The 26,837-nt window shown below is 72.3% G+C and carries 19 protein-coding genes; 11 read left to right on the forward strand and 8 right to left on the reverse strand.

The window, feature by feature from the left end; genetic code table 11:
- Positions 1 to 10: 10 nt before the first annotated feature.
- Complete coding sequence (locus tag ACIP6U_RS35530) at positions 11 to 3,394, forward strand: S8 family peptidase (protein ID WP_401726487.1); 3,384 nt, start codon at positions 11 to 13, stop codon at positions 3,392 to 3,394.
- A 50-nt stretch (positions 3,395 to 3,444) separates the two neighbouring features.
- Here the strand turns inward: ACIP6U_RS35530 and ACIP6U_RS35535 are convergent, their stop codons facing one another.
- Positions 3,445 to 4,044, reverse strand: a complete 600-nt coding sequence (locus ACIP6U_RS35535) for a GNAT family N-acetyltransferase (protein WP_401726489.1) — start codon at positions 4,042 to 4,044, stop codon at positions 3,445 to 3,447.
- A gap of 159 nt (positions 4,045 to 4,203) precedes the next feature.
- On the opposite strand from ACIP6U_RS35535, the gene ACIP6U_RS35540 reads away from it, so the two are divergent.
- From ACIP6U_RS35540 to ACIP6U_RS35570, 7 genes are all read left to right on the forward strand, one after another.
- Complete coding sequence (locus ACIP6U_RS35540; RefSeq protein ID WP_401726491.1) at positions 4,204 to 5,370, forward strand: diaminopropionate ammonia-lyase; 1,167 nt, start codon at positions 4,204 to 4,206, stop codon at positions 5,368 to 5,370.
- 127 nt (positions 5,371 to 5,497) lie between these two features.
- Positions 5,498 to 7,066 carry an acyl-CoA carboxylase subunit beta gene (locus tag ACIP6U_RS35545; RefSeq protein WP_401726750.1) on the forward strand — a complete coding sequence of 523 codons (1,569 nt, stop codon included), beginning with the start codon at positions 5,498 to 5,500 and terminating at the stop codon, positions 7,064 to 7,066.
- Between the two features lie 103 nt (positions 7,067 to 7,169).
- Complete coding sequence (locus ACIP6U_RS35550; RefSeq protein ID WP_401726493.1) at positions 7,170 to 8,912, forward strand: fatty acyl-AMP ligase; 1,743 nt, start codon at positions 7,170 to 7,172, stop codon at positions 8,910 to 8,912.
- Entirely contained in the window at positions 8,909 to 13,153 is a 4,245-nt protein-coding gene (locus ACIP6U_RS35555) for a beta-ketoacyl synthase N-terminal-like domain-containing protein (RefSeq protein ID WP_401726495.1), read from the forward strand. The genes ACIP6U_RS35550 and ACIP6U_RS35555 overlap by 4 nt, the downstream gene beginning before the upstream one ends.
- Positions 13,154 to 13,162: 9 nt before the next feature.
- Positions 13,163 to 14,143, forward strand: coding sequence for an alpha/beta hydrolase (locus ACIP6U_RS35560; RefSeq protein ID WP_401726497.1), 981 nt, complete (start codon positions 13,163 to 13,165; stop codon positions 14,141 to 14,143).
- 122 nt (positions 14,144 to 14,265) lie between these two features.
- Positions 14,266 to 15,522, forward strand: a complete 1,257-nt coding sequence (locus tag ACIP6U_RS35565; RefSeq protein ID WP_401726499.1) for a PucR family transcriptional regulator — start codon at positions 14,266 to 14,268, stop codon at positions 15,520 to 15,522.
- A 95-nt stretch (positions 15,523 to 15,617) separates the two neighbouring features.
- Positions 15,618 to 16,259 carry a cutinase family protein gene (locus tag ACIP6U_RS35570; RefSeq protein ID WP_401726501.1) on the forward strand — a complete coding sequence of 214 codons (642 nt, stop codon included), beginning with the start codon at positions 15,618 to 15,620 and terminating at the stop codon, positions 16,257 to 16,259.
- A 78-nt stretch (positions 16,260 to 16,337) separates the two neighbouring features.
- On the opposite strand, the gene ACIP6U_RS35575 is transcribed toward ACIP6U_RS35570, so the two are convergent.
- Both ACIP6U_RS35575 and ACIP6U_RS35580 read right to left on the reverse strand, forming a co-directional pair.
- A complete protein-coding gene (locus ACIP6U_RS35575; RefSeq protein ID WP_401726503.1) occupies positions 16,338 to 18,059 on the reverse strand; it encodes a hypothetical protein in 1,722 nt (573 codons plus the stop codon).
- A gap of 32 nt (positions 18,060 to 18,091) precedes the next feature.
- Positions 18,092 to 18,295: a hypothetical protein gene (locus ACIP6U_RS35580; protein WP_401726505.1), complete on the reverse strand. Its 204-nt coding sequence runs from the start codon at positions 18,293 to 18,295 to the stop codon at positions 18,092 to 18,094.
- A 48-nt stretch (positions 18,296 to 18,343) separates the two neighbouring features.
- Between ACIP6U_RS35580 and ppk2 the strand changes: the two genes are divergently transcribed.
- Both ppk2 and ACIP6U_RS35590 read left to right on the forward strand, forming a co-directional pair.
- Complete coding sequence (ppk2, locus tag ACIP6U_RS35585) at positions 18,344 to 19,147, forward strand: polyphosphate kinase 2 (RefSeq protein WP_401726507.1); 804 nt, start codon at positions 18,344 to 18,346, stop codon at positions 19,145 to 19,147.
- Between the two features lie 102 nt (positions 19,148 to 19,249).
- Entirely contained in the window at positions 19,250 to 20,992 is a 1,743-nt protein-coding gene (locus ACIP6U_RS35590) for a SulP family inorganic anion transporter (RefSeq protein ID WP_401726509.1), read from the forward strand.
- Between the two features lie 41 nt (positions 20,993 to 21,033).
- On the opposite strand, the gene ACIP6U_RS35595 is transcribed toward ACIP6U_RS35590, so the two are convergent.
- Positions 21,034 to 21,888, reverse strand: a complete 855-nt coding sequence (locus ACIP6U_RS35595) for an alpha/beta fold hydrolase (RefSeq protein ID WP_401726511.1) — start codon at positions 21,886 to 21,888, stop codon at positions 21,034 to 21,036.
- 77 nt (positions 21,889 to 21,965) lie between these two features.
- On the opposite strand from ACIP6U_RS35595, the gene ACIP6U_RS35600 reads away from it, so the two are divergent.
- The gene (locus tag ACIP6U_RS35600; protein WP_401726513.1) at positions 21,966 to 23,120 is read left to right on the forward strand and encodes a hypothetical protein; all 1,155 of its coding nucleotides are present in this window, start codon (positions 21,966 to 21,968) and stop codon (positions 23,118 to 23,120) included.
- Positions 23,121 to 23,204: 84 nt separating this feature from the next.
- Here the strand turns inward: ACIP6U_RS35600 and ACIP6U_RS35605 are convergent, their stop codons facing one another.
- The 4 genes from ACIP6U_RS35605 to ACIP6U_RS35620 all read right to left on the reverse strand — a co-directional run bounded on the left by ACIP6U_RS35605 (position 23,205) and on the right by ACIP6U_RS35620 (position 26,819).
- The gene (locus tag ACIP6U_RS35605) at positions 23,205 to 24,389 is read right to left on the reverse strand and encodes an ABC transporter permease (protein WP_401726515.1); all 1,185 of its coding nucleotides are present in this window, start codon (positions 24,387 to 24,389) and stop codon (positions 23,205 to 23,207) included.
- Between the two features lie 89 nt (positions 24,390 to 24,478).
- A complete protein-coding gene (locus tag ACIP6U_RS35610) occupies positions 24,479 to 25,201 on the reverse strand; it encodes an ABC transporter ATP-binding protein (protein WP_401726517.1) in 723 nt (240 codons plus the stop codon).
- Positions 25,198 to 26,301: a peptidoglycan-binding protein gene (locus ACIP6U_RS35615; RefSeq protein WP_401726519.1), complete on the reverse strand. Its 1,104-nt coding sequence runs from the start codon at positions 26,299 to 26,301 to the stop codon at positions 25,198 to 25,200. Before ACIP6U_RS35615 ends, ACIP6U_RS35610 begins: the two co-directional genes overlap by 4 nt.
- Complete coding sequence (locus tag ACIP6U_RS35620; RefSeq protein ID WP_401726521.1) at positions 26,298 to 26,819, reverse strand: hypothetical protein; 522 nt, start codon at positions 26,817 to 26,819, stop codon at positions 26,298 to 26,300. Before ACIP6U_RS35620 ends, ACIP6U_RS35615 begins: the two co-directional genes overlap by 4 nt.
- Positions 26,820 to 26,837: the final 18 nt, after the last annotated feature.

The raw sequence follows: 26,837 nt of genomic DNA on the forward strand, positions 1-26,837 counted from the left end.
GGAGTTACGCGTGAAGCACAGACATGCCGTCCTCGCAGCCGGGGTCGCCGCCTCGGCCCTCGTCCTGGCCGGCCTGCCCGCCGGTACGGCGTCCGGAGCCGGGCCGATCGACACGGGCGCGGCCCGAACCGCCGCCGCGGTCAGGACCGTCACGCTGGTCACCGGCGACCGGGTCCTGCTGGACGCCGCCGGCAAGGTCGCAGGCGTCGAGCGGGCGAAGGGCCGGGAGCGGGGCACGTTCTCGATCCGCACGGTCGGCGAGCACACCCAAGTGGTGCCCTCCGACGCGGAGTTGCTCATCGCGCAGGGCAAGCTGGACGTCCGGCTGTTCGACGTGACCCAGCTGGTGGCGGACGGGTACGACGACGCGGGCCGCACCGACGTACCGCTGATCGTCACCTTCAAGGGCAGGAAGGCGCCCTCGATGAGCCCGTTCACCGGGGCCGGCGCCCGGCTGGGCCGCGCGCTGCCCGTCGTCAACGGCAAGGCGATACGCCCCGTCAAGAAGCGGGCCGACGACTTCTGGAACGCCGTGACCGACTCCGCGGGCGACAGCGGCACGACGGAGTTCACCAACTCCACGGCGGTGGAGAAGGTCTGGCTGGACGGCAGGCGCAAGGCGAGCCTCGACCAGAGCGTCCCGCAGATCGGCGCGCCGACCGCCTGGGCCGCCGGGTACGACGGCACCGGCACGAAGATCGCCGTCCTGGACACCGGCATCGACACCGGCCACCCCGACCTCGCGGACAAGGTGGTCGCGGCGCAGGACTTCTCCGACTCCGGAAGCACCGGCGACAAGTTCGGCCACGGCACGCACGTCGCGTCGATCACGGCCGGGACGGGCGCCAAGTCCGGCGGCAAGTACAAGGGCGTCGCGCCGGGCGCGCAGCTCATCAACGGCAAGGTCCTCGACGACAACGGCTCCGGCTACGACTCCGGGATCATCGCCGGCATGGAGTGGGCGGTGGCGCAGGGCGCCGATGTCGCCAACCTCAGCCTCGGCGGTACGGACTCGCCCGGCACCGACCCGATGGAGGAGGCGGTCGACCGGCTCTCCGCCGAGTCCGACACGCTGTTCGTCATCGCGGCCGGCAACGAGGGCGAGTTCGGCGAGCAGACGGTCGGCTCGCCCGGCAGCGCCGACGCGGCGCTGACCGTCGGCGCGGTCGACAAGTCCGACCAGCTGGCCTCGTTCTCCAGCCGCGGCCCGCGCGTCGGAGACAGCGGGGTCAAGCCCGATCTGACCGCACCCGGTGTCGCCATCACGGCCGCCGCGGCGGCCGGCAGCTTCCTGGAGGGCGAGTTCCCCTCCGACACCCCGGGCTATCTCACGCTCGACGGTACGTCGATGGCGACCCCGCATGTCGCGGGCGCCGCCGCTCTCCTCGCCCAGCAGCATCCGGACTGGACCGGCGAGCGCATCAAGCAGGTCCTCACGGCCTCCGCGAAGCCGGGCGCGTACAGCTCCTTCCAGCAGGGCACCGGACGCACCGACCTGGTGCGGGCGCTGGACCAGAGCGTCGTCACCGAGCAGCAGTCGATCGGCTTCGGCGAGCAGCAGTGGCCGCACGCCGACGACAAGCCGGTTACCAAGCAGCTCACGTACCGGAACCTCGGCACCGAGCCGGTCACCCTGGACCTCTCCGTGGACGCCTACACCGCGGACGGCAAGCCCGCCGCGGAGGGCATGTTCACCGTCTCGCCCCGGACGGTCACCGTCCCGGCGGGCGGCGAGGCGAGCGCCGAGGTCACGGCGGACACCAGCGCGGGCACCGCCGACGGCAGCTTCGGCGGCTCGGTCTCGGCCACCTCGTCCGACGACAAGGTCCAGGTGCGGACCGCGGTCGGCGTGCAGCGCGAGGTGGAGTCGTACGACCTGACGCTCAAGCACATCGACGAGAACGGCGCGCCGACCGGGGACGCCGTCACCTCCGTCTCGGACTTCGACGGCGACTTCTATGCCGACTACGCCGATGAACAGGACGGTGAGCTGACGGTCAGGCTGCCCAAGGGCGACTACATCGTCAGCGGTGTGATCCACCCCAGCGTCGAGGCCGACAAGCACGCGGTACTGGTCCAGCCGAAGCTGCGGCTCGACGGGGACACCAGCGTCACCGTCGACGCCCGGCAGGCGAAGCCGGTGGACATCACCGTGCCGGATACGGCGGCCGTGGGCACCGACGCGACGGTCGCGGTCGGCTTCCAGCGGGGCGAGGGGCTGAGGGACGGCTTCCTGCAGTATCTGCTGCCGAACTTCGAGGGCCTGCGGTTCGGGCGGCTCGGCACGGGCGAGTCCGTCGACGGGCTGTACTCCCTGTACTCCGGCACCTGGTCCCGCCAGGACGCGGCGGGGCGGCCGGTCAACTACCGCCTGGCCTGGCAGCGGGACGGCGACATCGACGGCTTCACCGCCGCGGTCGAGCGGAAGCGGCTGGCCAAGGTCGAGTTCGAGGCGGGTGAGCCGGTCGAGGGCCGGCGCGTCCAGGTCGAGGTCACTCCGCACGGGCCCGACGGCCGACTGGTGCCCAGTTACACCGACATGCGCGGCGATCTGCCGATGCGCAGCACCGAGTACATCCTCGACAACGGCGTGAAGTGGTCGGCCCGTATGTGGTCGGTCTCGGGCGAGGGCCGGGACTCGGTCTTCGAGAACTTCCTGATGCGGATGCCGAGGATCTGGAAGGCGGGCCACACCTACCAGGAGCAGTTCAACGTCGGCGTCTTCGGCCCGGTGCTGAACGGCCCCGGGGAGCTCGGACCGGGCATCGGATTCCCGGGCCTCGCCCGGATGGGCAACACCATCAGGGCCTATGTACCGCAGTTCGGCGACGGCTCCGGACACTGGGGTGACGCGAGCACCACCTCGGTGAAGACCTCGCTCACGGTGGACGGCCGGGAGATCGCCGACGACTACGGCATTCCGCCGACCGATGGCCTCACCGAGTACACCGTCCCCGCCGGGGACGCCGCCTACAAGCTGAGCGTGGACAGCTCCCGTGACCCGGCCGTGTACGCGGTCAGCACGCGCGTCCAGGCGGAGTGGTCCTTCCGCTCGGCCACGACCCCCGACGACGACTTCACCGCGCTGCCGCTGTCGACGGTCACCTTCTCCCCGAAGCTGACCCTGGCCAGCACGGCCGAGGCGGGTACGACCTTCAAGGTGCCCTTCAGCATCAAGGGCGCGGCGGCCGGGCAGAAGCCCGCGAAGCTCGCCTTCCAGGTCTCCTACGACGACGGCGCGACCTGGCAGTCCGCCAAGGCCGTCGGCGGTACGCATCTGACGCTCAAGCACCCGGCCCAGCCGGGCTCCGTGTCACTGCGCGCCGAACTGACCGACCGGGCCGGCAACAAGCTGGTCCAGACGATCCAGCGCGCCTACCTCATCACCCAGTAGGTCTCCGCGGCTGGGCGGAGGGGGCGTCGGCGAGACCGGCGCCCCCTTCGTCATGCTCCTCGAGTGCCGGGCCCCTGCCCAGGGCGCAGGCCCGGGACGTCGAGGTCGCCCGGCCTGAGCCGGTACACCTGGAGGCGCAGGTCGTAGTACTTGTCCGTCTCGCCCACCCATTCCATCCCCACGCGCTTGGCCGTCGCGGCACCCCGTTCGTTGCGGGGGCGTACGACCGCGAAGAGTTCGTCCACGCCGGCCTCGAAGGCGTAGTGCGCCACGGCGTGTCCGGCCTCGGCGGCCAGGCCCTTCCCCCAGGCGCCGGGCGCGAGTTGCCAGCCGATCTCCAGGTCCCGGCGGTCCGGCGGCAGGGGCAGCAGCACGACCCCGCCGACCACCGCCCCGTCCTCCCGCGACTCGATCGCCCACCGGCCCTGCGGGGCGTCCAGCTTCCCGGCGCCCCACTCCTCCAGGAGGGTCCGCATGGCCGCCGCGTCCGGCACTCGTGCCATCGCCGGGGCGAGCCACTGGGCGACGTCCGCGGTGCCGTAGACCCGCAGGGCGTCCTCCGCGTCCTCGACGGTCCACGGCCGCAGGACCAGCCGGGGCGTGGTGATCCGGGACCCCTCGACGACGACACGGTGCTCGCGTTCGGTCATGCCGGAACGCTACCAACCGCTCACTGATCCGTCGCGTGGATGACGACGACGTCCACGCGTGCAGGGACCCGGCGGACGAGGATGCCGAGGACTACGTGCAATCGGACGCGCGCCGCGTGCCCCTGGACCAACTCCATGGTCGGGCCACACGATGATCGCGTGTCCAAGATTCCTTTCGTCGCCGGCAACCCGACCCCATCGCGCCACCTGCCGTGGTTCGTACGACCCGACGCCAGGACCTGGACCTGTGCGCCACCCCCGGCCGAGGTGCGGGACTTCCATGCCGAGCAGCCCGGCTACGCGCCCACCGCACTGGCCGAACTCCCTTCCCTGGCAAGGGAACTCGGGGTCGGCCGGGTGTTCGTCAAGGACGAGTCCTCGCGTCTGGGGCTGCCCGCGTTCAAGGCGCTGGGCGCGTCCTGGGCGATTCACCGGGTGCTGGCGCGGCGGGCGAACGGGGGCAGCGGCGGCACAGGCGGAGTAGGTACGGGCGTCCAGGTGCGGCTGGTCACCGCCACCGACGGCAATCACGGCCGGGCCGTGGCGCGGATGGCGCGGCTGTTCGGGCAGCGTTCCCATGTCTTCGTCCCGCGGGGCGTCCACCCGGCGGCCGTGACCGCCATCGAGGAGGAAGGCGCGCACATCACGCTCGTGCCGGGCTCGTACGACGAAGCCGTGCGGCGGGCGGCCGACGCGGCGGCGAGCAGGCCGGACTCCGTGCTCGTCCAGGACACCGCCTGGCCGGGGTACGAGCGGATTCCGGGCTGGATCGTGGAGGGCTACTCGACCCTGTTCGCCGAGATCGACGCGCAGCTCGGTACCGCGGGTGTCGGGTCGCCCGGCCTGGTGGTGGTCCCGGCGGGCGTGGGCTCGCTCGCGCAGGCCGCCGTCACCCACTACCGCAGCGGAGCGGCCGGGCCCGCGCCGACCGCGCTGCTGTCCGTCGAGCCCGACACCGCGGCCTGTGTCCTGGCCAGCCTCGGCCGTCGGACGCCGGTCAGTGTGCCGACCGCTGCCACCACCATGGCCGGCCTGAACTGCGGCACCGTCTCCAGCCTGGCCTGGCCCTTTCTACGTGACGGTCTGGACGCCGCTGTCGCGGTCACGGACGCCGAAAGCGCCGGCGCCGCGCGCGATCTCGCCGCCGTCGGTGTCGCGGCCGGCCCCTGCGGCGCCGCCTCCCTGGCGGGTGCCCGCGCCGCCCTGACCGGTGAGGGTGCCGCCGAACGCCGTACCGCCCTGGCCGTCGGTCCCACCTCGACGGTCGTCCTGCTCAGCACCGAGGGCACGGCCGCCAACCCCCACGTCCAGGAAACGCAGTCCTGACCGCAACCCTTTGTCACCTCAGGACGAACCTCCGTCGCCCAGGACTCAACTCCCGCAAACAGAACGGCCATCACCCAGGACCGCTCTCGAATCGCTGCCATATTCGAGAACCCCTTCGGAGGTGGCTGTGACGCGTGAGGCGACAACATCCCGGGCGACAGCGGCACATGCGGCGGACCGCACCGCCGAGCGCATCACGGACCTGGAACGCCGCCGGGCACAGGCGCTGACCCCGGCCACGCCGAGACGGCGTGGAGCCTTCGGCGCGCGGGAGCGGATCGAACGGCTGCTGGACGTGGACTCCTTCGCGGAGACCGGTCTGTTCGTGCGGGCCAGATCCACCGGGGACGGCGCCGGTCGCCCCTACGGTGACGGGGTCGTCACCGGGTACGGCACGGTCGACGGGCGACCGGTCTGTGTGTTCGCCCAGGACTCCACGGTCTTCGGCGGCAGCATGGGCGAGGCGTTCGGCGAGAAGACCGTGGCCCTGATGGACCTCGCCCTCAAGACCGGCTGCCCCGTCGTCGGTCTCAACGACTCCGGCGGCGCCCGCATCCAGGAGGGCGTCGCATCCCTCGCCCTGTACGCCGAGTTGGTGCGCCGCAATGTGAAGGCGTCCGGGGTGATCCCGCAGATCTCGGTCATCCTCGGGCCGTGCGCGGGCGGTGCCGCCTACTCCCCCGCCATCACCGACTTCACGGTCATGGTGGACGGCGCCTCGCACATGTTCGTCACCGGTCCCGACGTCATCGAGGCGGTCACCGGCGAGCACACCACCGCGGAGGACCTGGGCGGCGCCCGCACCAGCAACTCCGTGAACGGCAACGCCCACTTCCTCGCCGCCGACGAGGAGGAGGCCCTCGACACCGTACGCGACCTGCTCTCGTACCTGCCCGCCAACAACCTGGACCGGCCCCCGCAGTACGCTCCCGGGTCGACGCCCGCCGGGGACGGTCTTGACGAGGTCGTGCCCGACCGGACCGGCCAGGCCTACGACATGCGCGACATCGTGCAGGCGGTCGTCGACGACGGTGAACTCCTGTACGTACACGAGCTGTTCGCGCCGAACATCATCTGCGCCCTGGCCCGCGTCGAGGGCAGCAGCGTCGGTGTCGTCGCCAACCAGCCTCTGCACTCGGCCGGTGTCCTCGACATCGACGCGTCCGAGAAAGCGGCGCGGTTCGTACGGTTCTGCGACGCGTTCGGCATTCCGCTGCTGACCTTCGCCGACGTCCCCGGCTACCTCTCCGGCGTCCGCCAGGAGCGGGCCGGCATCATCCGGCGCGGCGCCAAACTGCTGTACGCGTACGCCGAGGCTACCGTCCCGAAAGTCACCGTGGTGGTGCGCAAGGCGTACGGCGGCGGGTACGCGGTGATGGGCTCCAAGCACCTCGGCGCCGACGTCAACCTCGCCTGGCCCACGGCCCGTATCGCCGTCATGGGCGCGGAGGGCGCCGTCGGCGTGCTGCACCGGCGTGAACTCGCCGCCGCGGACGACCCGGAGGCACTGCGCGCCCGCCTGATCGCCACGTACGAGTCCACCCACGGGACCCCGTACCTCGCCGCCGAACGCGGGTACGTCGACGCGGTGATCGCCCCGCGCGACACCCGCGCCCACCTGTGCCGCGCCCTGCGCACACTGCGCGGCAAGCGCGCCCCGATGCCGGAGCGCCGGCACGGCAACATCCCGCTCTGACCGCCCTGTTCACCTCTTCTCCCGCCTGTTCGCCCTGTTCAGTCCAACCGCTCTGATCCGCCCGACTCGCCGGCCGACACCGCGATGTGAGGAGCAACGCCCGATGGACAGCCGCCGCCCCCCGCTCGCGCCCGCGTACCGGACCCTGCCCGACCACGTGCGGCACTGGGCCGAAACCACCCCCGACCGCCGGGCGTTCACCTTCGTCGACCACCCCACTCCGAACTCGCGCGGGGTGCACCGCACCCTCACCTGGCAGCGACTGGACCTGCGCGTACGGGCGTTGGCCGCCCGGCTCTCCGAACAGGCCGAACCCGGTTCCCGGGTCGCCCTGTTGTGTCCACAGGGGACGGACTACATCACCGCCTTCCTGGCCGCGCTCACCGCCGGGATGGTCGCCGTACCCCTGTACCCGCCCGGTCTGCCGGGGCACGGGGACCGGCTCGTCGGGGTGTTGGCCGACGCCCGTCCCGCGGTCGTGGTGACCACCGGCCGCGTCCTGGAGGAGGTCACGGACTTCTGCGAGCGCGCCCGGGTGGCGGTCCTCGCGGCGGACCGGGTTCCCGATGCCGCCGCCGAGGACTGGCGGGCGCCCGTACTCGACCCCGGCGCGACCGCGTATCTCCAGTACACCTCCGGATCCACCCGCGCTCCGGCGGGAGTGGAGATCACCCACACCAACGTCGTCGCCAACGCCCGCCAGGCGCTGGGCGCCTACCGCGCCGACGCGCACCCGGTGACCTGCGTGGGCTGGCTGCCGCTCTACCACGACATGGGGCTCGTGCTCAGCGTCGCGGCCCCTGTCGTACGGGGACTGCTGTCGGTGCTCATGGACCCGGCCGCGTTCCTGCACGAACCGGCGCGCTGGCTACGACTGTTGGCCGCGCATCCGCGTGCGCTGAGCGCCGCGCCCAACTTCGCCTACGACTACTGCACTTCGACCGTCACCGAGGCGCAGAAGGCGGAGCTGCGCCTTGACGGGGTCGCCGCGTTGATCAACGGCAGCGAGCCGGTGCGGCCCGGCACCGTCGACCGTTTCCACGCCGCGTTCGCCGCGCGGGGGCTCGCGGCGGAGGTCCACTGTCCGTCGTACGGGCTCGCGGAGGCGACCGTCTTCGTCAGTGCCGCCCGTCCGGGCGAGCCGCTCGACCGGTTCGCGCTGGACCGTGACGCCCTCGCCGCCGGGAAGGCCCTGCCCGCGCGGCCCGACGACCCGAGAGCCGTGCTGCTGGCCGGTTGCGGAACCCCGGCCGGCCAGCGGGTCCGTGTCGTCGATCCCGTCTCCCACGCCGTCCTGGCCGAGGGGGAGGTCGGCGAGATCTGGGTGCAGGGTCCCAACGTGGGGCGCGGCTACTGGAACAACGAGCCCCAGACGCGGCGCGTGTTCGGCGCCGGGCTCGGCAAGGGCGCGCCCGGCGGCTGGCTGCGCACCGGTGATCTCGGGACGATCCTGAGCGGGCAGTTGATCGTCACCGGCCGGCTCAAGGACCTCATCGTCGTCGACGGCCGCAACCACTACCCGCAGGACGTGGAGGCCACCGCCCAGGACGCGCATCCGGCCCTGCGGCGCGACCGGCTCGCCGCGTTCGGTGTGCCGGGCGGCGGGGGCGAGCGGGTGGTGGTCGTGGCGGAGCACGCGCGGACCACCAGCCTCACCGACATCGACGTACCGTCCCTGACGCGTGCCGTGCGTGCGGCTGTCTCCGCCCGGCACGGGTTGCGGCTCGCGGACGTCGTCCTGGTCGCGCCGGGCACCGTGCCCCGGACGTCCAGCGGCAAGGTGTCGCGGGCGTTGACGCGGGCCCGGTACCTGGAGGGCAACTACGCCGCGGAGACGGCGATATGACGGCCGCCGACGGCGCTGACGCTGAGCGCGGTCAGGAGGCGGCCGCCGTCGAGTGCGGCGCGGGGGCGGCGGAGGTGGAGTGCGGCCCGGGAGCCGCCGACGCAGACCACAGCACGCGAGCCGCCGGCACAGACCGCGACACGAGAGCCGCCGACGCAGCCCGTGGCGCGCGGGCCGCCGACGGTGACAGGAGGGCAGCCGGCGCGGACCGCGGTCCGAGAGCGGCTCACGCGGACCGTGGCGCGCGGGACGCCGACGCGCGAGCCCTGCGCCGCCGGATCGCGGAGCTGGTCGCCGAGTGGAACGGCAACGACGCCTCCGTCGACGACATCCCGATGGACCGGCCGTTGGCCGACCTCGGGATGTCCTCGCGGGACGCGGTCGTGCTGGCCGGCGAGCTGTCCCGGCTGACCGGCCGCGAGTTGCCGGAGACCCTGGTGTGGGAAGCACCCACCGGGGACGCGCTGGTGGCCCAACTGTGCGGTACGGCCGCGCAGTTCACCCGAACCTCGTCCGGCGCCTCTCCCCCGGGTGCGCCGGGCGAGCCCGTCGCGGTCATCGGCGTCGGCTGCCGCCTGCCCGGCGGGGTGCGCGGCCCGGGCGACTACTGGCGGCTGCTGATCGACGGGGTCGACGCGATCGGACGCGTCCCCGAGGACAGATGGGGCGACTTCACGGCGTTCCCGCCCGCCGACGCCCCCGCGTACGGCGGCTACCTCGACGACATCGCCGGCTTCGACGCCGAGTTCTTCCGCATCACCCCGCGCGAGGCCGCGGTGATGGACCCGCAGCAGCGGATCCTCCTGGAGGTCGTCCGCGAGACGCTCGACCACGCCGCCGTGCCCGCCACCGCCCTGGCGGGCACGGCCACCGGGATCTACGTCGGTGTCTCGGCCCCGGAGTACGGCCAACTCACCGGCGCCGACGCGGACTCCGTCGATCCCTGGGCCCCGGCGGGCGCGGCGCTCAGCGTAGCGGCGGGCCGACTGGCGTACGTCCTCGACATCCGTGGTCCGAGCATGGCCGTCGACACCGCCTGTTCCTCCTCGCTGGTCGCCCTGCACCACGCCTGCGTCAGCCTGCGCACCGGCGAGAGCGACACAGCGATCGCGGCCGGCGTCAACGTCCTGCTGTCGCCCTCCGTCGGCGTCGCCTTCGAGCGGGCGGGCGCACTCGCGCCGGACGGCCGCTGCAAGCCGTTCTCGACGGCGGCCGACGGCATCGGGCGCGGTGAGGGCTGCGTGGGGGTGCTGCTGAAGCGACTGTCCGACGCGGAGCGGGACGGCGACCGCGTCCTCGCCGTCATCCGCGCGACCGCCGTCAACTCCGACGGCCGCTCCAACGGCCTCCTGGCCCCCAACCCGGCCGCCCAGCAGGCCCTGTTGGCGTCCGTGTACGCACGGTCCGGGCTGCCCCCGGCTCACATCGACTACGTCGAGGCACACGGCACCGGCACCCCGCTCGGCGACCCGATCGAGGCGGGCGCGCTCGGCGCGGTGCTCGGCGCGGGCCGCGACCTCGAACAGCCGTTGCTGCTGGGCTCCGTGAAGGGGAACCTCGGCCACCTGGAATGCGCGGCGGGCCTCGCCGGTCTCGTGAAAACGGTCCTCGCGCTCCACCACGACCTCGTCCCGCCGTCGCTGCACGCCGGCGGCAGCGCCCTGACGGACCCCCGGCTGCGGGTGGTGACCGAGCCGGAACCCTGGCCCCGCTACGGCGGCACAGCCACCGCCGGGATCTCGGGCTTCGGGTTCGGTGGCACCAACGCCCATGCCGTACTGGAGGAATGGCGCCCCGGAATCCTCCCGCCGCCGTCGACAGACCGACCGGCCGCCTGCCTCCACCTTCTCTCCGACGTCGACACCGAGCGGGTCCGGGACACCGCGGTCCGCCTCGCCGCGTGGCTTCGCACACCCGAGGGGCGCGCGGCCCACCCCGCCGACGTGGCCCGCACGCTCGCGGGACGCGCGGGACGCGGACCCGTGCGGGCCGCCGCCGTCGCCCGTGACGGGTCCGAACTGGCAGACGCCCTCGACGCGTTGGCGGGGGCCCGCGCGGATACGCGGGTGTCCACCGGCGACCGCGATCTCGTGGGGCGCGGCCCGGTGTGGGTGTTCTCGGGGTACGGGAGCCAGTGGCCCGGCATGGGGCGCCGACTGCTCGCCGAGGAACCCGCCTTCGCCGCCGCCGTGGAGAAGCTCGACGCACGACTCGCCGGCGAGTTCGGCTTCTCCTTCCACGAGCACCTGACCTCCGCCGGAGACCTCGACCGCCTCGACGTCTCCCAACCCGTGCTGTTCGGGCTCCAGTTGGCGCTCGCCGAGCTGTGGCGCTCGTACGGCGTCGAACCGGTCGCCGTGATCGGCCACTCCATGGGCGAGGTGGCCGCCGCCGTCTGCGCGGGCGCGCTGGACGTGGCGGACGCGGCTCGGGTCATCACCGCACGGGCTCGCCTGCTCGGCGGGCTGCACGGCGGGGCGATGGCCGTCGTGGATCTGGCGGACGCCGAACTGCCCACCCTGGAGCGGGACTTCCCCGGTGTACAGGTCGCCGTTCACTCCTCGCCCCGGCAGAAGGTCGTCACGGGCGACGAGGCGGCGGTCGCCCGGCTCGTGCACTGGCTGGAGGAGCAAGGGCGTGCCGCCCGGGCCATGCGCGTCGTCGGCGCCGGGCACTCCGCCCAGGTGGACCCCCTGCTGCCGGAGCTGACCGAGGCCCTGTCGGACGTCCGGGGCCGGGCTCCGCGCATCCCCGTCTACTCCACCGTCCTCGACGATCCACGCGGCGCCTGCGCGTTCGACGCCGCCCACTGGGCCGCCAACCTGCGCCGGCCCGTGCGTCTGGACCGGGCCCTCGCGGCAGCCGCGGCCGACGGTCACACCGCCTTCGTCGAGCTCTCGCCGCATCCGGTGCTGGCCAGATCCATCGCCGAGAACGTATCCGGAGCACTGGCGGTGGGCTCGCTGCGGCGCGACGCGGACGGATCCGCCGCGTTCCTCTCCGAGTTGGGCGCTCTGTACACGGCGGGGCTGCCGCTGCCGGCGCCGGCCGGCCGGGTCATCGACCTTCCGGCACCGCGTTGGCGGCACGTCCGGTACTGGTGGACGGACGGCCGGGCCCCCATAGCCGCCTCCACGACTGCCCGTTGGGCCGAGTCCGCGACACCCCCGCGCGAGGCGGCGGCCTCGGTGGCCGCCCGCGTGAGTCACCACATCGCCACCGTCACCGGCCATCCGGCCGCCCGCATCACACCCGTTACGGCGCTGGTCGACCTCGGCCTGGACTCCCTGATGGCCGTCCGCATCCGCACCGCCCTGGAGCGCGATTTCGGGATCGAACTGCGGCTGCGTGACCTGTTCGACGCCACCACGGTCGGTCAACTGGCCGACCAGATCGGCCAGTTGACCGAGACGCCTCTGTCCCTACGCACGCTCCACAAAGGCGGCACGGGCTCCCCGCTCTTCCTGTTCCACGCCGCCGGCGGATCCACCGACGTCTACCGCGCGCTCGCCGAACGGCTGGGCGCCGACCGGCCCGTGCACGGGCTGGACCGGATCGAGGACGCCGGTACCGTGCCGGAGAAGGCGCGCCGCTGTGCCGAGGCGATCGCCGCCGTCCAGCCCGACGGACCTTGTGTGCTGGGCGGTTGGTCCTTCGGTGGGTTCGTCGCCCAGGAGACGGCGCGTCAACTCACCGCCGCCGGACGGGACGTGGAACTCGTCGCGCTCATCGATTCCGTACGCCCCCTCCCCCAGCCCGGCCGCACACCCGCCGATCGCGTCCGCGCGCACCTCACGGGCTTCGCCCGACACGTCGCCGACGCCTACGGCGTCCAACTGCCGCTGCCCTACGACGAACTCGTGGCGATGGACGACGACCACGAGCGCATCGACCTCGTGCTGCGGGCCCTGCGCGGGGTCGCCGAAGTGCCGCCCGCCGCGCTGGAGCACCAGCGCGCCTCCTATCTGGACCTGCGGATCGGCGAGGCCCATCGGCCGGACCGCTACGACGGTCCCGTGGTCCTGTTCCGGGCCACCGAACCGGCTCCGCACACCGTGCGCGACCTGGCGTACGAACGGGACGACGACGCGCTCGGCTGGGACGAGCTGTGCCCGCGTCTGACGGTCGTACCGGTGGCGGGGCATCACCTGTCGCTGCTCGACCCGCCGCACGTCGACGAGATCGCCGCCCATCTTCGGCAGTTGCTTGCCCCGCCGGGCGCCCCCGCCGAACCGGACTGAGGAGCCGCCATGCCGCACCATCCCGCCGGAACCGACGGAGCCGCCCCCACGGCCTCGACCGCCGGAGTGTCCCGCCGCGCCGTCGCCAAAGCCGTCGCGGCCACCGGCCTGGCCGCCCTGTTCGGCGTCACGGTCGGTGCCGGACGTGCCCGGGCGGCCACCCAGGTCGGAGCGCGCACCTTCGACGTGGCCGTGTCCTCGCCCGCGCTGGGCCGCAGCGCGCCCGTGCGGCTGATCCTGCCGTCGGACTTCGACGCGCGGACCGGCCGGACGTACCCCGTGCTGTATCTGCTGCACGGCGCCCACGACGACTACACGTCCTGGACCCGGGAGACGGACATCGAGGCCTTCACCGCGGGCCGCGACCTGATCGTGGCCATGCCGGACGCGGGCCCGACCGGCATCCCCAGTGCCTGGCGCGGTGGTCCCGACTACGAGACCTTCCAGGTCCAGGAGGTGCCGGCACTGCTCGCCCGCGACTACCGGGCGTCCGGGGTGCGGGCCGTCGCGGGCGTGTCGACCGGGGGTTACGGCGCCATGGCGCACGCGGCCCGTCACCCGGGCGCGTTCGCCGCGGCGGCCTCCTTCAGCGGCATCCTCGACACCACGGCCCTGGGCGTGCCGCCCCTCGTGGACGCGATCGTGGCCCGAGAGAACCTGGCGCCCGGCTCCCTGTGGGGCAATCCCCTTCTCGGCGCGCTCACTTGGCGCGACTTCAATCCGCGCGCCCGTGCCACGGGGCTGCGCGGCACACCCTTGTACGTGTCCCAGGGCAGCGGGGTGGTCGGCGGTGTCGGCGACTGGCTGCCGGAGGCGTTGGAGAGTCTGCTGTGGCCCTCCGCGCACCGCTTCACCGACACCCTCGCGCTTCTCTCCATCCCCGTGACCGCCCACTACTACGCGGGCGGAGGACACAGCTGGGCCTACTGGAAAGGGGAGTTCACGGCCGCGTGGCCGATGCTCGCCGGTGCGCTGGGGCTGCCGGAGTGATGTCGGTGCCGCCGGGGCACGGAACGGAGCGCAGGGGACGTCCGTCCAACACGGGACGTCCCCCTCATCCCACGGGCAACGGCCCTTGGGTGAGTCGCCTCCGGGGGAAAGGAGCGTCCGTCGTGGCTGTCCCCACCCCGCGCGGTGTACCTGTCGACCCCCCGGCCGCGTCGGTACCGCCCGACCTGGCCGAGCTGTTGCGCGCCCAACTCCCGGTCGTCGCCGACGAAGTGGCGCAGGTGGTCCGCAACGAGGTCCCCGAGTACGCGCGGCCGACGGACGGGACCCAGCGCGAGAACCTCAGGTCCGGGGTGGTGCAGGCGCTCACGCTGTTCGTCGACCACATCGCGGACCCACGTGCCCAGGGGGTCGCGATGGCGGCCGCCTACTACGAGGAACTCGGGCGCGGCGAGGCCTTGGAGGGCCGCAGTCTGGACGCGCTGCAGTCCGCGTTACGCGTGGGCGGCATGCATGCCTGGCGGCTGATGGGGCGTACGGCGGAGGAACTCGGCCTGGATTCGGCGGTGGTGGCCACGCTCGGGGAGCTGGCGTTCCGGACCGTGCACGAGGTGGCGGAGGCGGCGGCGGCCGGCTACGCGGAGGCGCAGTCGCACAGCGCCGGCGAGTTGGAACGGCGGCGCGGACGGCTGCTCGAACTGCTGCTGGGCGAGGGGCCGGTGTCGCTGGAGGCTGTCCAGGACTTGGCGCACGGCGCACGGTGGCGGGTGCCGTCGAGGGTCGCCGTCGTCGCGTTGGCGGGCCCCGCGGACCCGCGGTCGCAGGACCAAGTGCCCGCGATGCCCGGCGCGTTGGTGGACATGGAGTCACGCCCGCCGCGTGTGCTGGTGCCGGATCCGGAGGGGTACGGCAGGTTCGGTGGGCGGTCGTTCCTCCTGGGCCTGGCCGGCCGCCCGGCGGCGATCGGGCCCACGGTCCCGGTCGACCAGGCGGCGCGGTCCCTGCGGTGGGCCACGCGGGCGCTGGGGTTGATGGGGCGCGGAGTGCTGCCCCGGCAGGGCGTGGTGCTGTGCGTTGATCACCTGTCGACCCTGCTGCTGCACAGCGACGAGCCGTTGCTCGCCCGGTTGGAGGCACGCGCCCTCGCACCGCTCGACGCCGCCTCCGAGGGCCAACGGGCGCGACTGGCCGAGACGTTGCTCGCGTGGTTGCTCAGTGGCAGCAACGTCCCCGACGTCGCCGCGCGCCTCCATATCCATCCGCAGACCGTCCGCTATCGCCTGCGGCAGCTGGAGAAGCTTTTCGGCGACTCCCTGCACTCCCCCGACACCCGCCTGGACCTGATCCTCGCACTGCGTTCCGCCGCGTCGCGGGACGAGGGCGACGACTCACGCGCCGACAAAAACAAGGGGAATTTCTGAATTCCCGTCCATAACACCAGGTAAGACAACGCGAATACCTTCGGGATGTCCTTTCCACAGGCGCGTTCCACGCGCCCCACCCTCAAAGGATTCCCATGCGTATTCGCTTGTGCCTCGCGGCGCTCTCCTTGGTCGGCGGGGCCGGCCTCGCCACCCTCACCGCGCCCACGGCATCGGCCGCCGCCTGCTCGGACATCGACGTCGTGGCGGCGCGCGGCACCTTCGAACCGGGCACGCTCGGTCTGATCGTCGGCGACCCGGTGTTCTCCGCGCTCCAGAAGAAAATCACGGGAAAGAGTCTCTCCAGCTACGCGGTGAACTATCCCGCCGGCCTTTCCCTGACGTCGGCCGCGCAGGGAAACGCGGATCTGGTGAACCACGTCAACGCGCAAGCCGCTGCCTGTCCGAATCAGCGTTTCATTCTCGTCGGCTATTCGCAGGGTGCGAACGTCGTCGACAACTCGATCGGAATCAGCAGCGACGGCGCGGTGGTCGGCAGCCCGATCGTGGCGACCATTCCCGCCGCCGTAGGACCGCGAGTCGCCGCGGTGCTGCTGTTCGGCAATCCGATCCGCGCCATCGGCAGGAGCGTCACCGGCACCTACCAGAGCCGCACCATCGACTTCTGCGCCAACGGTGACCCCATCTGCCAGAACGGCGGAACCGACGTCCTGGCCCACCTCGGCTACACCGCGAACGCGGATGCGGCGGCCACGTTCGCCGCGGGCAAGGTCTGATCCGCGGCTCTGAGCCGCAGCGACGCCGTAGGGCCCGGGAGCTGATCCTCCCGGGCCCTACTGGGTGTGCGTCGACTGCTACTTGAGCGTCGCGGCGAACGCGGCGAGGCTGGTGGACACGACCTCGGGTCGGCCGTCGTTCTGGACGGGTGCCGCGGTCAGTACGTCGAGGTGCTGGTAGCCGGGCGCGATCACGGGGTGCAGGTCGGCCGGGATGCGGCCCGCCAGCAACCCGTCTCCCGCGAGCACGGTGAGCGTCGGGTTAGCCGTCAACCCCTCTGGATGTACGACGAGTTGCTTCACCTGCGGCGATGTGGCCAACTCGATGTCGGTGACCAGTTTGGTCGGGAAGTACTGCTCGGTGAAGTCCAACGGCTGCTCCCCCATGCTGCGGGCCAGCTCGTGGATGTCGGTGACCTCCTTGCCGGCGCCGGTGAACGGGGTGCCGTCGGCCGACCGGTACCCGGGATCGTCGGCGGCGCCCACACGGTCGTAATTGCGCCAGGTGTAGAGCGGCCCGTGCGGCTGCGCCGGGATGGCCTTGTACTCGACGCCGAACAGCTGCGACTGCCCCGAACTGCCGTTGGCGGCGGGGAAGTCCTTGTCGACGATCGGTCCGCCGTCGAAGAAGCCCACGCTGCTCTGCAGGAACGCCAGCGGTACGGAGTTGTCGTCCATCAGCGCCCCGAGGACCGCGTCGTTGGTGAGCCGGAAGTCCTTCACCGCGGGTGAGCCGGTGAGGAAGGTGGCGGTGTCCTTGGAGAAGAGGAAGCGATTGGTGGCCTCGATGTTGACGTTGGAGGGCAGATAGGACGGCAGGTCCGCCTCACCGTCCGGATCCCGCACGGCCCCCAGCCCGGTGATGGCGAGCAGGGTCATGGTCTCGGGGTTGAGCAGCACGGGCGCGGACAGCGAACGGGACAGGACGCCGCTGTCGAGCCCGGCCTGGACAACTGCGTAACCCAGCCCGATGTCCGGCAGGTTGGTGTCGTCCGGGATGGATCCGCTCAGGTCCGCCAGCGAGGTGGAGACCGTCGTGTCGAGGGCGAAGTACCCGGCGCACTGGTTCTGCCCCGCGTCGGCCGTGGTGGCGGGGTTCCCGTCGAAGTCGGCCGTCGCGAAGTACCCGGTGATCACACCACCGAGCGAGTGCCCCCCGCACAGCACCTTGCTCCTGCGCACTCCCTGATCGGGCAACTCGGCGACGAGCAGGTCGTGTTCGTCCCGCACGGTCTGCTCGATGCCGAGCCTGGCCATCCAACCGAGCCGGTCCTTGCCGACGAACCCGGCGAAGGTCCGGCCGCCGACCGCCTTGCCCCGGTAGTAGTAGTCGACGGCGGTGTGCTGGTCGCCCGAGGCGATACCGGTCGGATCCTCAAGGCAGTTGGAGCGCCGGTCCAGGGCCCAGAACTCGATGTGCCGCCCACTCGCGGCGGCTCGGGAGACGGTGTTGCGGGCGACGCTGTCGAACGCTCCGGCCCCCTCCAGGATGCCCGGTTGGGCGACGAGGATCCGGTCGGCGTCGGCGGACGCGCGCGGCCCGTCGGTGGCGCGGTAGCGCAGGTACGACAGCCAGTCGCACGTCCCCGGACGAGCGCCAAACGACTGCGGCAACGGCACCTTCACCCGCACCACCGACTCGGCCACCCCGTCCGCCGGACGGGTCGACACCACGGAGGTCTCGGTCCGCGCGCTCTCTCCCTGGGCCTGCGGCGCGGCCGCGGTCAGCGCACCGGCGGTCAGCAGCACCGCCAGCGCGGCACCGCGCCACGTCCTTGCTCTGCTGCGGCTCGTCTTCATGGCCGGACCGTAGGGCGGTCGGGACTCCGGGTTCAGGCGGTGCTCACAAGAACGCAGCGCTTGCGGACGCCCTTGTCACCGGGCCGCAGAGAACCGGGGGTACGGGCGTCGGCCGTCTGCCTCGTGGATCCGGCGCGTCGATCCCCCGCGCCGATCACGCGGTTGAGGTGGGCGGCCGGAGTGCGCAGTTCGTCGTCGGAAAGTACGGTGCTGCCCTGGTGTTCGACCTTGGGCATCAGGGGCTCCGGAAATCATCGGTGTGCACAACGGGCGGTGGAGGCGGCATGGCCGGCAAGGACGCGGCACGGCTGCCGCGCAAGGCGTACGAGAAGGAACTCCTGCGTCTGCAGACGGAGTTGGTGAAGCTGCAGGAGTGGGTGCGCGCGGAGGGCGCCCGAGTGGTCGTGATCTTCGAGGGACGGGACGCGGCGGGCAAGGGCGGCACCATCAAGCGGGTGTCCGAGCACCTCAACCCCCGCGTGGCGCGCATCGCGGCCCTGCCGAAGCCGACCGAGCGCGAACGCAGCCAGTGGTACTTCCAGCGGTACGTCGAGCATCTGCCGGCCGCCGGGGAGATCGTGCTGTTCGACCGGTCCTGGTACAACCGGGCCGGCGTCGAGCAGGTGATGGGCTTCTGCACGAAGGAGGAGTACCAGCTCTTCCTGCGCCAGTGCCCGACCTTCGAACGGATGCTGGTCGAGTCGGGGATCGTGCTGCGCAAGTACTGGTTCTCGGTGAGCGACACCGAGCAGCAGGAACGGTTCCGCCAGCGGCTGGACGACCCGCTGCGGCGCTGGAAGCTCTCGCCGATGGATCTGGAGTCGATCACCCATTGGGAGGCCTACTCCCGGGCCAAGGACCAGATGCTGGTGTACACGGACGTCCCGGAGGCTCCGTGGTACGTCGTCGAGAGCGACGACAAGCGCCGGGCGCGCCTGAACATGATCGCCCACCTGCTGTCGTCCGTGCCGTACCGCGAGGTGCCCCCGCCGGTGCTGGAGCTCCCGCAGCGGCCCGCGTCGACCGGCTACGAGCGTCCGCCGCGCGACCTGCAGACCTACGTCCCCGACCACGCCGCGACCCTCTGAGGGCCGGCGGCGAAGCGCAGCGCGACGCCGGCACCGGGCGTGATCCCGGCGCGACGGTGACCTTGCCGGTGGATCCTGGGAGCGAACGGGGAGAGGTGGCACATGTCCCAGGACGCGGACGGACAGCACGCGGGGAGACGGCAGGCGGGCATCCGTACACCGAGGTGGCGCACCCTGGCGCCCGGGGCCGTCGCCCTCGCCGGCTACCGGCGTGCCTGGGTGAGGGGCGACCTGCTGGCCGGTGTCACGGTGGCCGCGTACCTGGTGCCGCAGGTCATGGCGTACGCGGGCGTGGCCGGGCTGCCGCCGGTCGCCGGTCTGTGGGCGATCCTGCCCGCCCTCGCGCTGTACGCGCTCTTCGGGTCCTCGCGGCTGCTCTCGGTGGGCCCCGAGTCCACGACCGCGCTGATGACCGCCACCGTGGTCGGCCCGCTCGCCGCGGGTGACCCCGGGCGCTACGCCACCCTGGCGGCCGCCCTCGCGGTCACGGTCGGACTGCTGTGCCTGGTGGCATGGGCGGTGCGGCTGGGCTTCCTCGCGGACCTGCTCTCCCGCCCGGTCCTGATCGGCTACCTGGCGGGTGTGGCGCTGATCATGATGGTGGACCAGCTCCCCAAGCTCACGGGCGTGAAGACGACCGGCTCGGAGTTCTTCCCTCAACTGTGGTCCGCCATCAGGCACTTGTCCGACGCCCACCCGGCAACGGTCGTCCTGTCCGCCGCCGTGCTCGCGTTCCTCTTCACGGTCTCCCGGTACGTCCGTGCCGTGCCCGGTCCCCTGCTCGCCGTCGTCCTCGGCACGGTCGCCGTGGTGGCGTTCGACCTCGACGACCGGTACGGCATCAAGGTGATCGGCGAGGTCCCGTCGGGTCTGCCGAGCCTCGCCTGGCCGGACCTGGGCGAGTTGCCGCACCTGGTGCTGCCGGCCCTCGGCGTGCTCATCGTCGGGTACACCGACTTCATCCTGACCGCGCGGGCCTTCACCGGACAGGATGACGAGGAACCGGGGCTGAACCCCAACCAGGAGTTCCTGGCGCTGGGCACCGCCAACCTCGGCGCGGGCGTCCTGCACGGCTTCCCCGTCAGCAGCAGCGCCAGCCGCACCGCGCTCGCCTCCTCGGCGGGCGCCCGCAGCCAGGCGTACTCCCTGGTGGCGGGCGCGGTGGTGCTGGCGGTGCTCCTGTTCCTCAGCCCGCTGCTGCATCGCACCCCGTCAGCCGTGCTGGGCGCACTCGTCGTGTACGCCGCCGTCCGGATGATCGACCTCGCGGGCTTCCGCCGCCTCGCGACCTTCCGCCGCCGCGAACTCCTGCTCGCCCTCGGCTGCCTGGCCGGTGTGCTCGCCCTTGACATCCTCTACGGCGTGATCGTGGCCGTCGGCCTGTCCGTGGCCGAGTTGCTGACACGGGTGGCCCGTCCGCACGACGCCGTCGAAGGACTGGTGCCGGGTGTCGCCGGCATGCACGACGTGGACGACTACCCACAGGCCCGTACCGTCCCCGGCCTGCTGGTCTACCGCTACGACTCACCGCTGTTCTTCGCCAACGCGGAGAACTTCAAGCGCCGCGCCCTGGCCGCCGTCGCCCAACAGACCGACCCGGTCAGGTGGTTCGTCCTCAACGCCGAGGCCAACGTGGAGGTCGACATCACCGCCCTCGACGCGGTCGACGAACTGCGCCGCGAACTCACCGGCCGCGGCATCGTGTTCGCCCTCGCACGCGTCAAGCAGGACCTCATGGACGACCTCAAGGTGTACGGCCTGGCGGCCTCCGTCGGTTCGGACCTGATCTTCCCCACCCTGCCGACGGCCGTGGCCGCGTACCGCGCGTGGTCCCGCGATCAATAGACCGGCGGACGCCGTCCGACCGATACGTTCCTGCCGCAGCGCTAACCGGTCCCGTCCCCTGCGCCGTGCTCGACGATCGCGCCGGCGATCGCGTCCCAGTCCGCGCGCTCGACCCCGTGGCCGGCCCCCTCCAGGACCAGCAGCCTCGCGTCCGGGATCTCCTGGGCCAACGCCTCGCCGTGCGCGAGCGGGAACATCGGATCCGCCGTGCCGTGCACGACCAGCGTGGGTACGGCGATCGACGACAGAGGCTGTTCCGGCAGCTTGCCCGTGTCGATCACGTCGTGGTTCGTCGCCGCGGCGACATCGCGTGCGCGCTCGACATCGCGGCGGACAAGGTCGCGCGCGGCGGCCTCGTCGAACGGGCGCCGGCCACCCGCGAGCACCCGTGCGCAGTCGACCAGATAGTCGATCACCGACTCGGTGTCGGACCAATCGGCCTGCGCGGTCGAGACGAAGGTCATGAACTCCTCGGTCGGCGGCGGCAGTTCGCGGTCGACGGACACGGCGGGGGACGTACTGATCAGGACGAGCGAAAGAACACGGTCGGGGCGTTCGAGCGCGAGCAGTTGCGCCATCCCTCCGCCTGCCGAGACGCCTACGACATGGGCGGCCGGGATCTCGTACGCGTTGAGCACGCGCAGGGCGTCACCGGCCAGGTCCGCGCCGGTGTAGCCGGGCCGGCCCTGTGCGTAGGTGGTCGATCGGCCGGTGTCCCGGTGGTCGTAGCGGATCGCGCGGCGCCCACCCGCAGCGAGCAGCCGACAGAAGCCCTCCTCCCACCAGAGCATCGAGGCTCCGGTGCCCATGATGAGAAGGACCGGCGGATCCGACGGGTCACCGAAGGACTCGGTGCACAGCTCGACGCCGTCCACCTCGATCATGCGCTCAGCCATCGCCGTCCTCCTTCCGAGGCCGCCCATTGTCCATCCGATGACGTCCGGCCGCTTCGCGCTCATGTGAGGATGGGGCCATGGGGTGGCTGAGGAGACGCAGGTGGCGGACGGTCGGGCTCGCGGCAGTGGCGAGTGCCGCGTTGACGCTGAGCGCCTGCGGCACGGAGGACGGAAGTTCGGGCGACGGGAGTTCCGGCGGCCGTGAGGCGAAGTACATGCGTGTTCTCAAGGATCCGCACCCCAGCCCCGCCGACGTCATCGAGGCGGCCGGTGCGCCCTACGATGTGGTCCGCGCGGACGACGGCTCGCTGCTGCTGACGTACAACGCCGGCAATGTCGAGGACGACGAGGGTCCGGCCGCCACCGCCTGGCGCATCGTCGGCCCGGACGGCCGTACCGTCGCCGAGCACGCGGAACACGCCGACGCCGAGAATGTGCCGCCCAGGTATCAGGGGGTGCCCGGGGGTTTCGTGCTGATGCCGTCGGACGAGTCGGGCGACGGGATGTACGCCCTCGACGTGCGCGGGAAGCGCATGAAGGTCGTGGTGAGCAAGACCCCGGAGGGCACCCGCCCCGGGGACATCCTGCTCGGCGACCCGTACCCGACCCTCGTCTACCGCCCCGCCACGCACACCGTCGCTCCCGTGTCCGGAGCGCTGGACGACGTCAACCAAGTCGTCGTCGACGAGCGGGGCACGGTCTGGAGTCTGCGCCAGCCCCTGACCGACGTCCCCGAAAGCGTCGTACGGCAGCGCGACGGTCGCACCCTCGGCTCCACGGCCGTCCCCGAGCCGTACTTCGGAGGCGTCCTCACCGCGCGGGGCGGCACCGCGGCGTTGGCACTCCTCCAAGGCGAGGACGTAGGCCAGAGCGTGCGTGGCCTGTTGGTGACCACGGACGACGGCGAGCACTGGCGGACGGTCCTCGGCGGCGGCATTCCCTGGAAGAAGCTCAAGGACTTCTCGGACCTCGGGGTCCTGGAACTGCTCACGGACGGGCGGCTGTTGGTCGGCGAGGAAGGCGGCCGGTACTGGCTCGCCGACGACCGCACCGCCGGCGCCTTCCATGAGCTGAAGACGCCGGCGACCTTCACGTCGTTCGCCGTCCACGGCACGACGCTCTACGGCATCGCCGACGCGACGACCCCCTCGTACGACCTGGTCAAGGGCGAAGGGCTGTGGACGTCGCGCGACGGCGGACGTGAGTGGCAGCGGTACGAGCAGCGCGGTTAGCGGCGGTATCCGGGTGGCGGCGGGAAGGTGTCCGCGAGGCCGGACCGGCCGCACCGGAGTGTGAGGCCGGACCGGAGTGTGGGGTCAGACCGGCCGCACCGCCTCCGCCGGCTGGAGGCGGGCCGCGCGACTCGCCGGGTAGAGGCCGGCGAGGCCGCCGACCGTGAGCGCGGCCAGTACGCCACCGGCCAGCCCCTGGGCGGGCAGCACGACCGGCCAGTCCGCGCCGACGTCGTACCCGACGGTGATCGCGGCCCCCAGTGCCACCCCGACGAGTCCGCCCGCTCCCGCCTGGGCCAGCGCCTCCACCAGGAACTGCGCCCTGATGTGCCGTCGTGAGGCGCCGAGCGCGCGGCGTACCCCGATCTCGCCGCGCCGCTCCAGCACCGAGATGACCATGACGTTGCCGATGCCGACCCCGCCGACCAGCAACGCGACCCCGCCGAGCCCGAGCAGCAGTGCCGTGAACGACGTGTCCGCGGCGGCCCGTGCCTCCAGCGCGTCCGACGGCCGGGTGACCTCGACCTCCTCCGGGCCGCGCGGGTCGGCCGTGCCGGCGGCCACCTCGTACACGGAGTCGACGTGCCGCGGGTCGGTCCTGAGATACACCGTCGTGGGTGAGCCCTCGTAGCCGAACTTCTGCTCGGCGATCTCGGTGCTGATCATCGCCGTGTTGTCGAGTTCGGGCGCCAGCGGCATCGCTTTGAGCACGCCGACGACCGTGAACCACTGGTCCCCGAGCCAGACCAACTGATCGCCTCTGCTCGGGTCGACTCCCTGGAGTCGCGCCGCTGTTGTGCCGAGCACGACCGTGGGGTATCCGCTCGCCCCCTGGTCCAGCCAGTGTCCGGTGGCGAGTTCACCGCCCAGGGTGCTCAACAGCCCGTCGTCGGCGGCCAGTACGGCCGTCCCCCTGGTGTCGGTCGCGGGCAGCCGGTCGCTGCGCCGTACGGTCACGTCCAGTTGGGCGGTCGTGGCGACGGCCTGGACCTGGTCGAGGAGTGACAGCCTGCCTGGTGCCTGGGCCGGCAGGTGGGCACTGCCTCCGGTCAGGGACTGGCCCGGGGTGACCGTCAGATAGTTGGTGCCGAGCCGGTCGAGGACGGCGAGGACGTTCGCCTTCGAGGACGCCGAGATGCCGACGACGGCCACGATGGCGGCGATGCCGATCGCGATGCCGACGGCCGTCAACAACGCCCGCCCCCGTCGGCCGCTCCCGCCGACCACCCCGAGCAGACCGAGGGCCAGCGCGTCTCGGGGCCGGAGCACGGACCTCAAGCCTGTGTCCGCGGACCTCGGGCCGCCGTCCACGGACCTCAAGCCGCCGTCCGCGGACCTTGAGCCGCCATCCACCGGCCTCACGCCGTCACCCCCTGCGCGACGATCCGGCCGTCCCGGACGTGGAGTCGGCGCGGGGCCGCGCGGGCGATGTCCTCGTCGTGGGTGATGAGCGCGAGGGTCGCGCCTGCGGTGTGCAGTTCGCCGAACAGGTTCATGATGTCCTCACCGGTGCGCGAGTCGAGGTTGCCGGTCGGTTCGTCGGCGAGGATCAGGGCCGGTTCCCCCACCAACGCCCGGGCGATGGCGACCCGTTGGCACTCGCCGCCGGACAGTTGGGAGGGGCGGTGCCCGAGCCGCCGGCCGAGCCCCACCCGCTCCAGCGCCCGCGCCGCCCGCTCCCGCCGTTGCCCGGCCGGGATCCCCCGGTACAGGAGGGCGGTCGCCACGTTGTCGAGCGCCGTGAGTCCTTGGAGCAGGTGGAAGGACTGGAAGACGAAGCCGAGCGCCCGCCCGCGCAGCGCGGAGAGTTGGCCGTCGCTCAGTCGGGTCACGTCGTGGCCGTCGACGCGTACGACACCGGAGGTGGGCGTGGAGAGCGCGCCCATCAGGTTGAGCAGCGTGGACTTGCCGGAGCCGGACGGGCCGACGATCGCGACCCAATCCCCGGCCGTGACGGTCAGGTTGACGCCGTCGAGGGCCCGTACGGGCGGGGATCCCTGGTACTGGTGGACGACATCGACGAGTTCGAGCACCGGCCCGGGGTCCGATCCCGGGGCGGTCGGTGCGGTCGGCCCGGTCACTTCGGTACCTCCACCTCGGTGCCGGCCGGGACGCCCCCGGTGATCGCGACGAAGCCGTCGCCCCATGCCCCGAGCTGCACCGAAGTCCTCTTGTGGGCGCCGCCGTTCCCCGAGACCACGTCCACCGCGTAGCCGCCCCCGGGTGTCCCGATGATCGCCGTGGCCGGGACGGAGAGCACGTCCTTGGCGACGACCGTCGTGTAGTGCACCGTCACCGGCGCCAGCACGAGGTCCGTGTCCGCCGACGGCTTCCTCAGGCTCGCCGTGACCTTGTAGACCCCCTTGTTGTCGGCGTTCATCTCCAGCGTCGTACTGATGGACCGCACCGTCGCGGCGACCTTGTCCCCGGAGGGGAACTCGACCTCCAGCGGGGCTCCTTGCTTCATCAGGTTCCGGTCGAGGGGATCGAGGTCGAGCATCACCACCCGTACCGTGTCGGAGACCTTCATCGCCGACGTGCCGGGTACGGCCGGACCACCCGGGTGGGCGTCGAGCTTGGCGACCCGGATCGGGCCGGGCGCGAAGACCACATCGCCCAGGGAGACCACACCGTCGACCACCGCGCCGGTCTTCCCCTGGAACTCCTCGACCGCCTTCGTCGTACGCGCGTCCCAGTGGCCGTCCGGAAATCCGTCGCCCTTCGTGCCGTACCCGAGCGCGAGCAGGGCCGTCTCCAGCTCCTGTACATCGGTGCCGTCGGACATCCCCGGCCGCAGGTCGCGCCACGCGGGCACCTTGCCCGTCAGCAGGACCACGGGACGGTCGTCGATCCGCATGAGCACCTCGCCCGAGCCGAACTGTGCGTCCACCTGAGGCAGTTGGGTGACCACGCCGCTCCGACCCGGCGACAGGGCCCGCAGGTTCTGGTAGGCGACGACGCCGTTCAGCGTCTGGGTCAGGGTCAGATCGCGGACTGCGGCCTCGGCGGTGGTGTGCGCGCCCTGGCCGCTGTCGCCGCCGTCCGACGAGTCCGTCGCGGACAGTGTCCCAACGAGCAGTACCGACAGGCCTGTTATCGCGGCGGAGGCGCCGAGTACGGCCATGACGACACGTCGCTTCCCCGTCTTCCCGGGCTTCTCGCCCTGCTTCCTCGTCCTCACTTCTGGCACGCCTTCAGCGCCTTGGACACGGCCGGGTCGGTGCGGTCCAGGCTCTTGCCGAACGGTCCTGCGGTCTGTCCCGGAACGGGGTCGGAGACGTCGATCCCGTGCGCACGAAGGCACTTGGCGAGCGCGAGCAGTTCCTCCTGGGTCTGCTGCGCCTGCTCGGGATCCTGCTTCTCCCGGTCCTGGACGATCCCGGCGATGAGGTGGGCGCAGTTCTTGTCGGCCGCCTTGAACGCCGCCGACCCGGTGTCGACCCCGTCGTACAGCGAGCCGGGATCGTCGGCCCGCGGGTCGGGCACCTGGACGCCGTTCTTCCGCATGCACTGGGCGTACGCCAGCATCACGTCCTGCGTCTTGTCCTGCTGGGACTGCTCCGACTGGCCCGACTGGCCCGACTGGCCCGACTTCTCGGACTGCTGGGACTGTGTGCCTCCGCCCGAGCCGCACCCTGCGAGAAGCAGGGCGCCGGCGAGCAGGAGCACCGCCGAACCACCGCGTACCGAACGCGACATGGCCGTTCACCTCCGTGG

The organism is Streptomyces sp. NPDC088794 (assembly GCF_044750545.1).
In the GTDB taxonomy this organism is placed as follows: Bacteria; Actinomycetota; Actinomycetes; order Streptomycetales; family Streptomycetaceae; genus Streptomyces.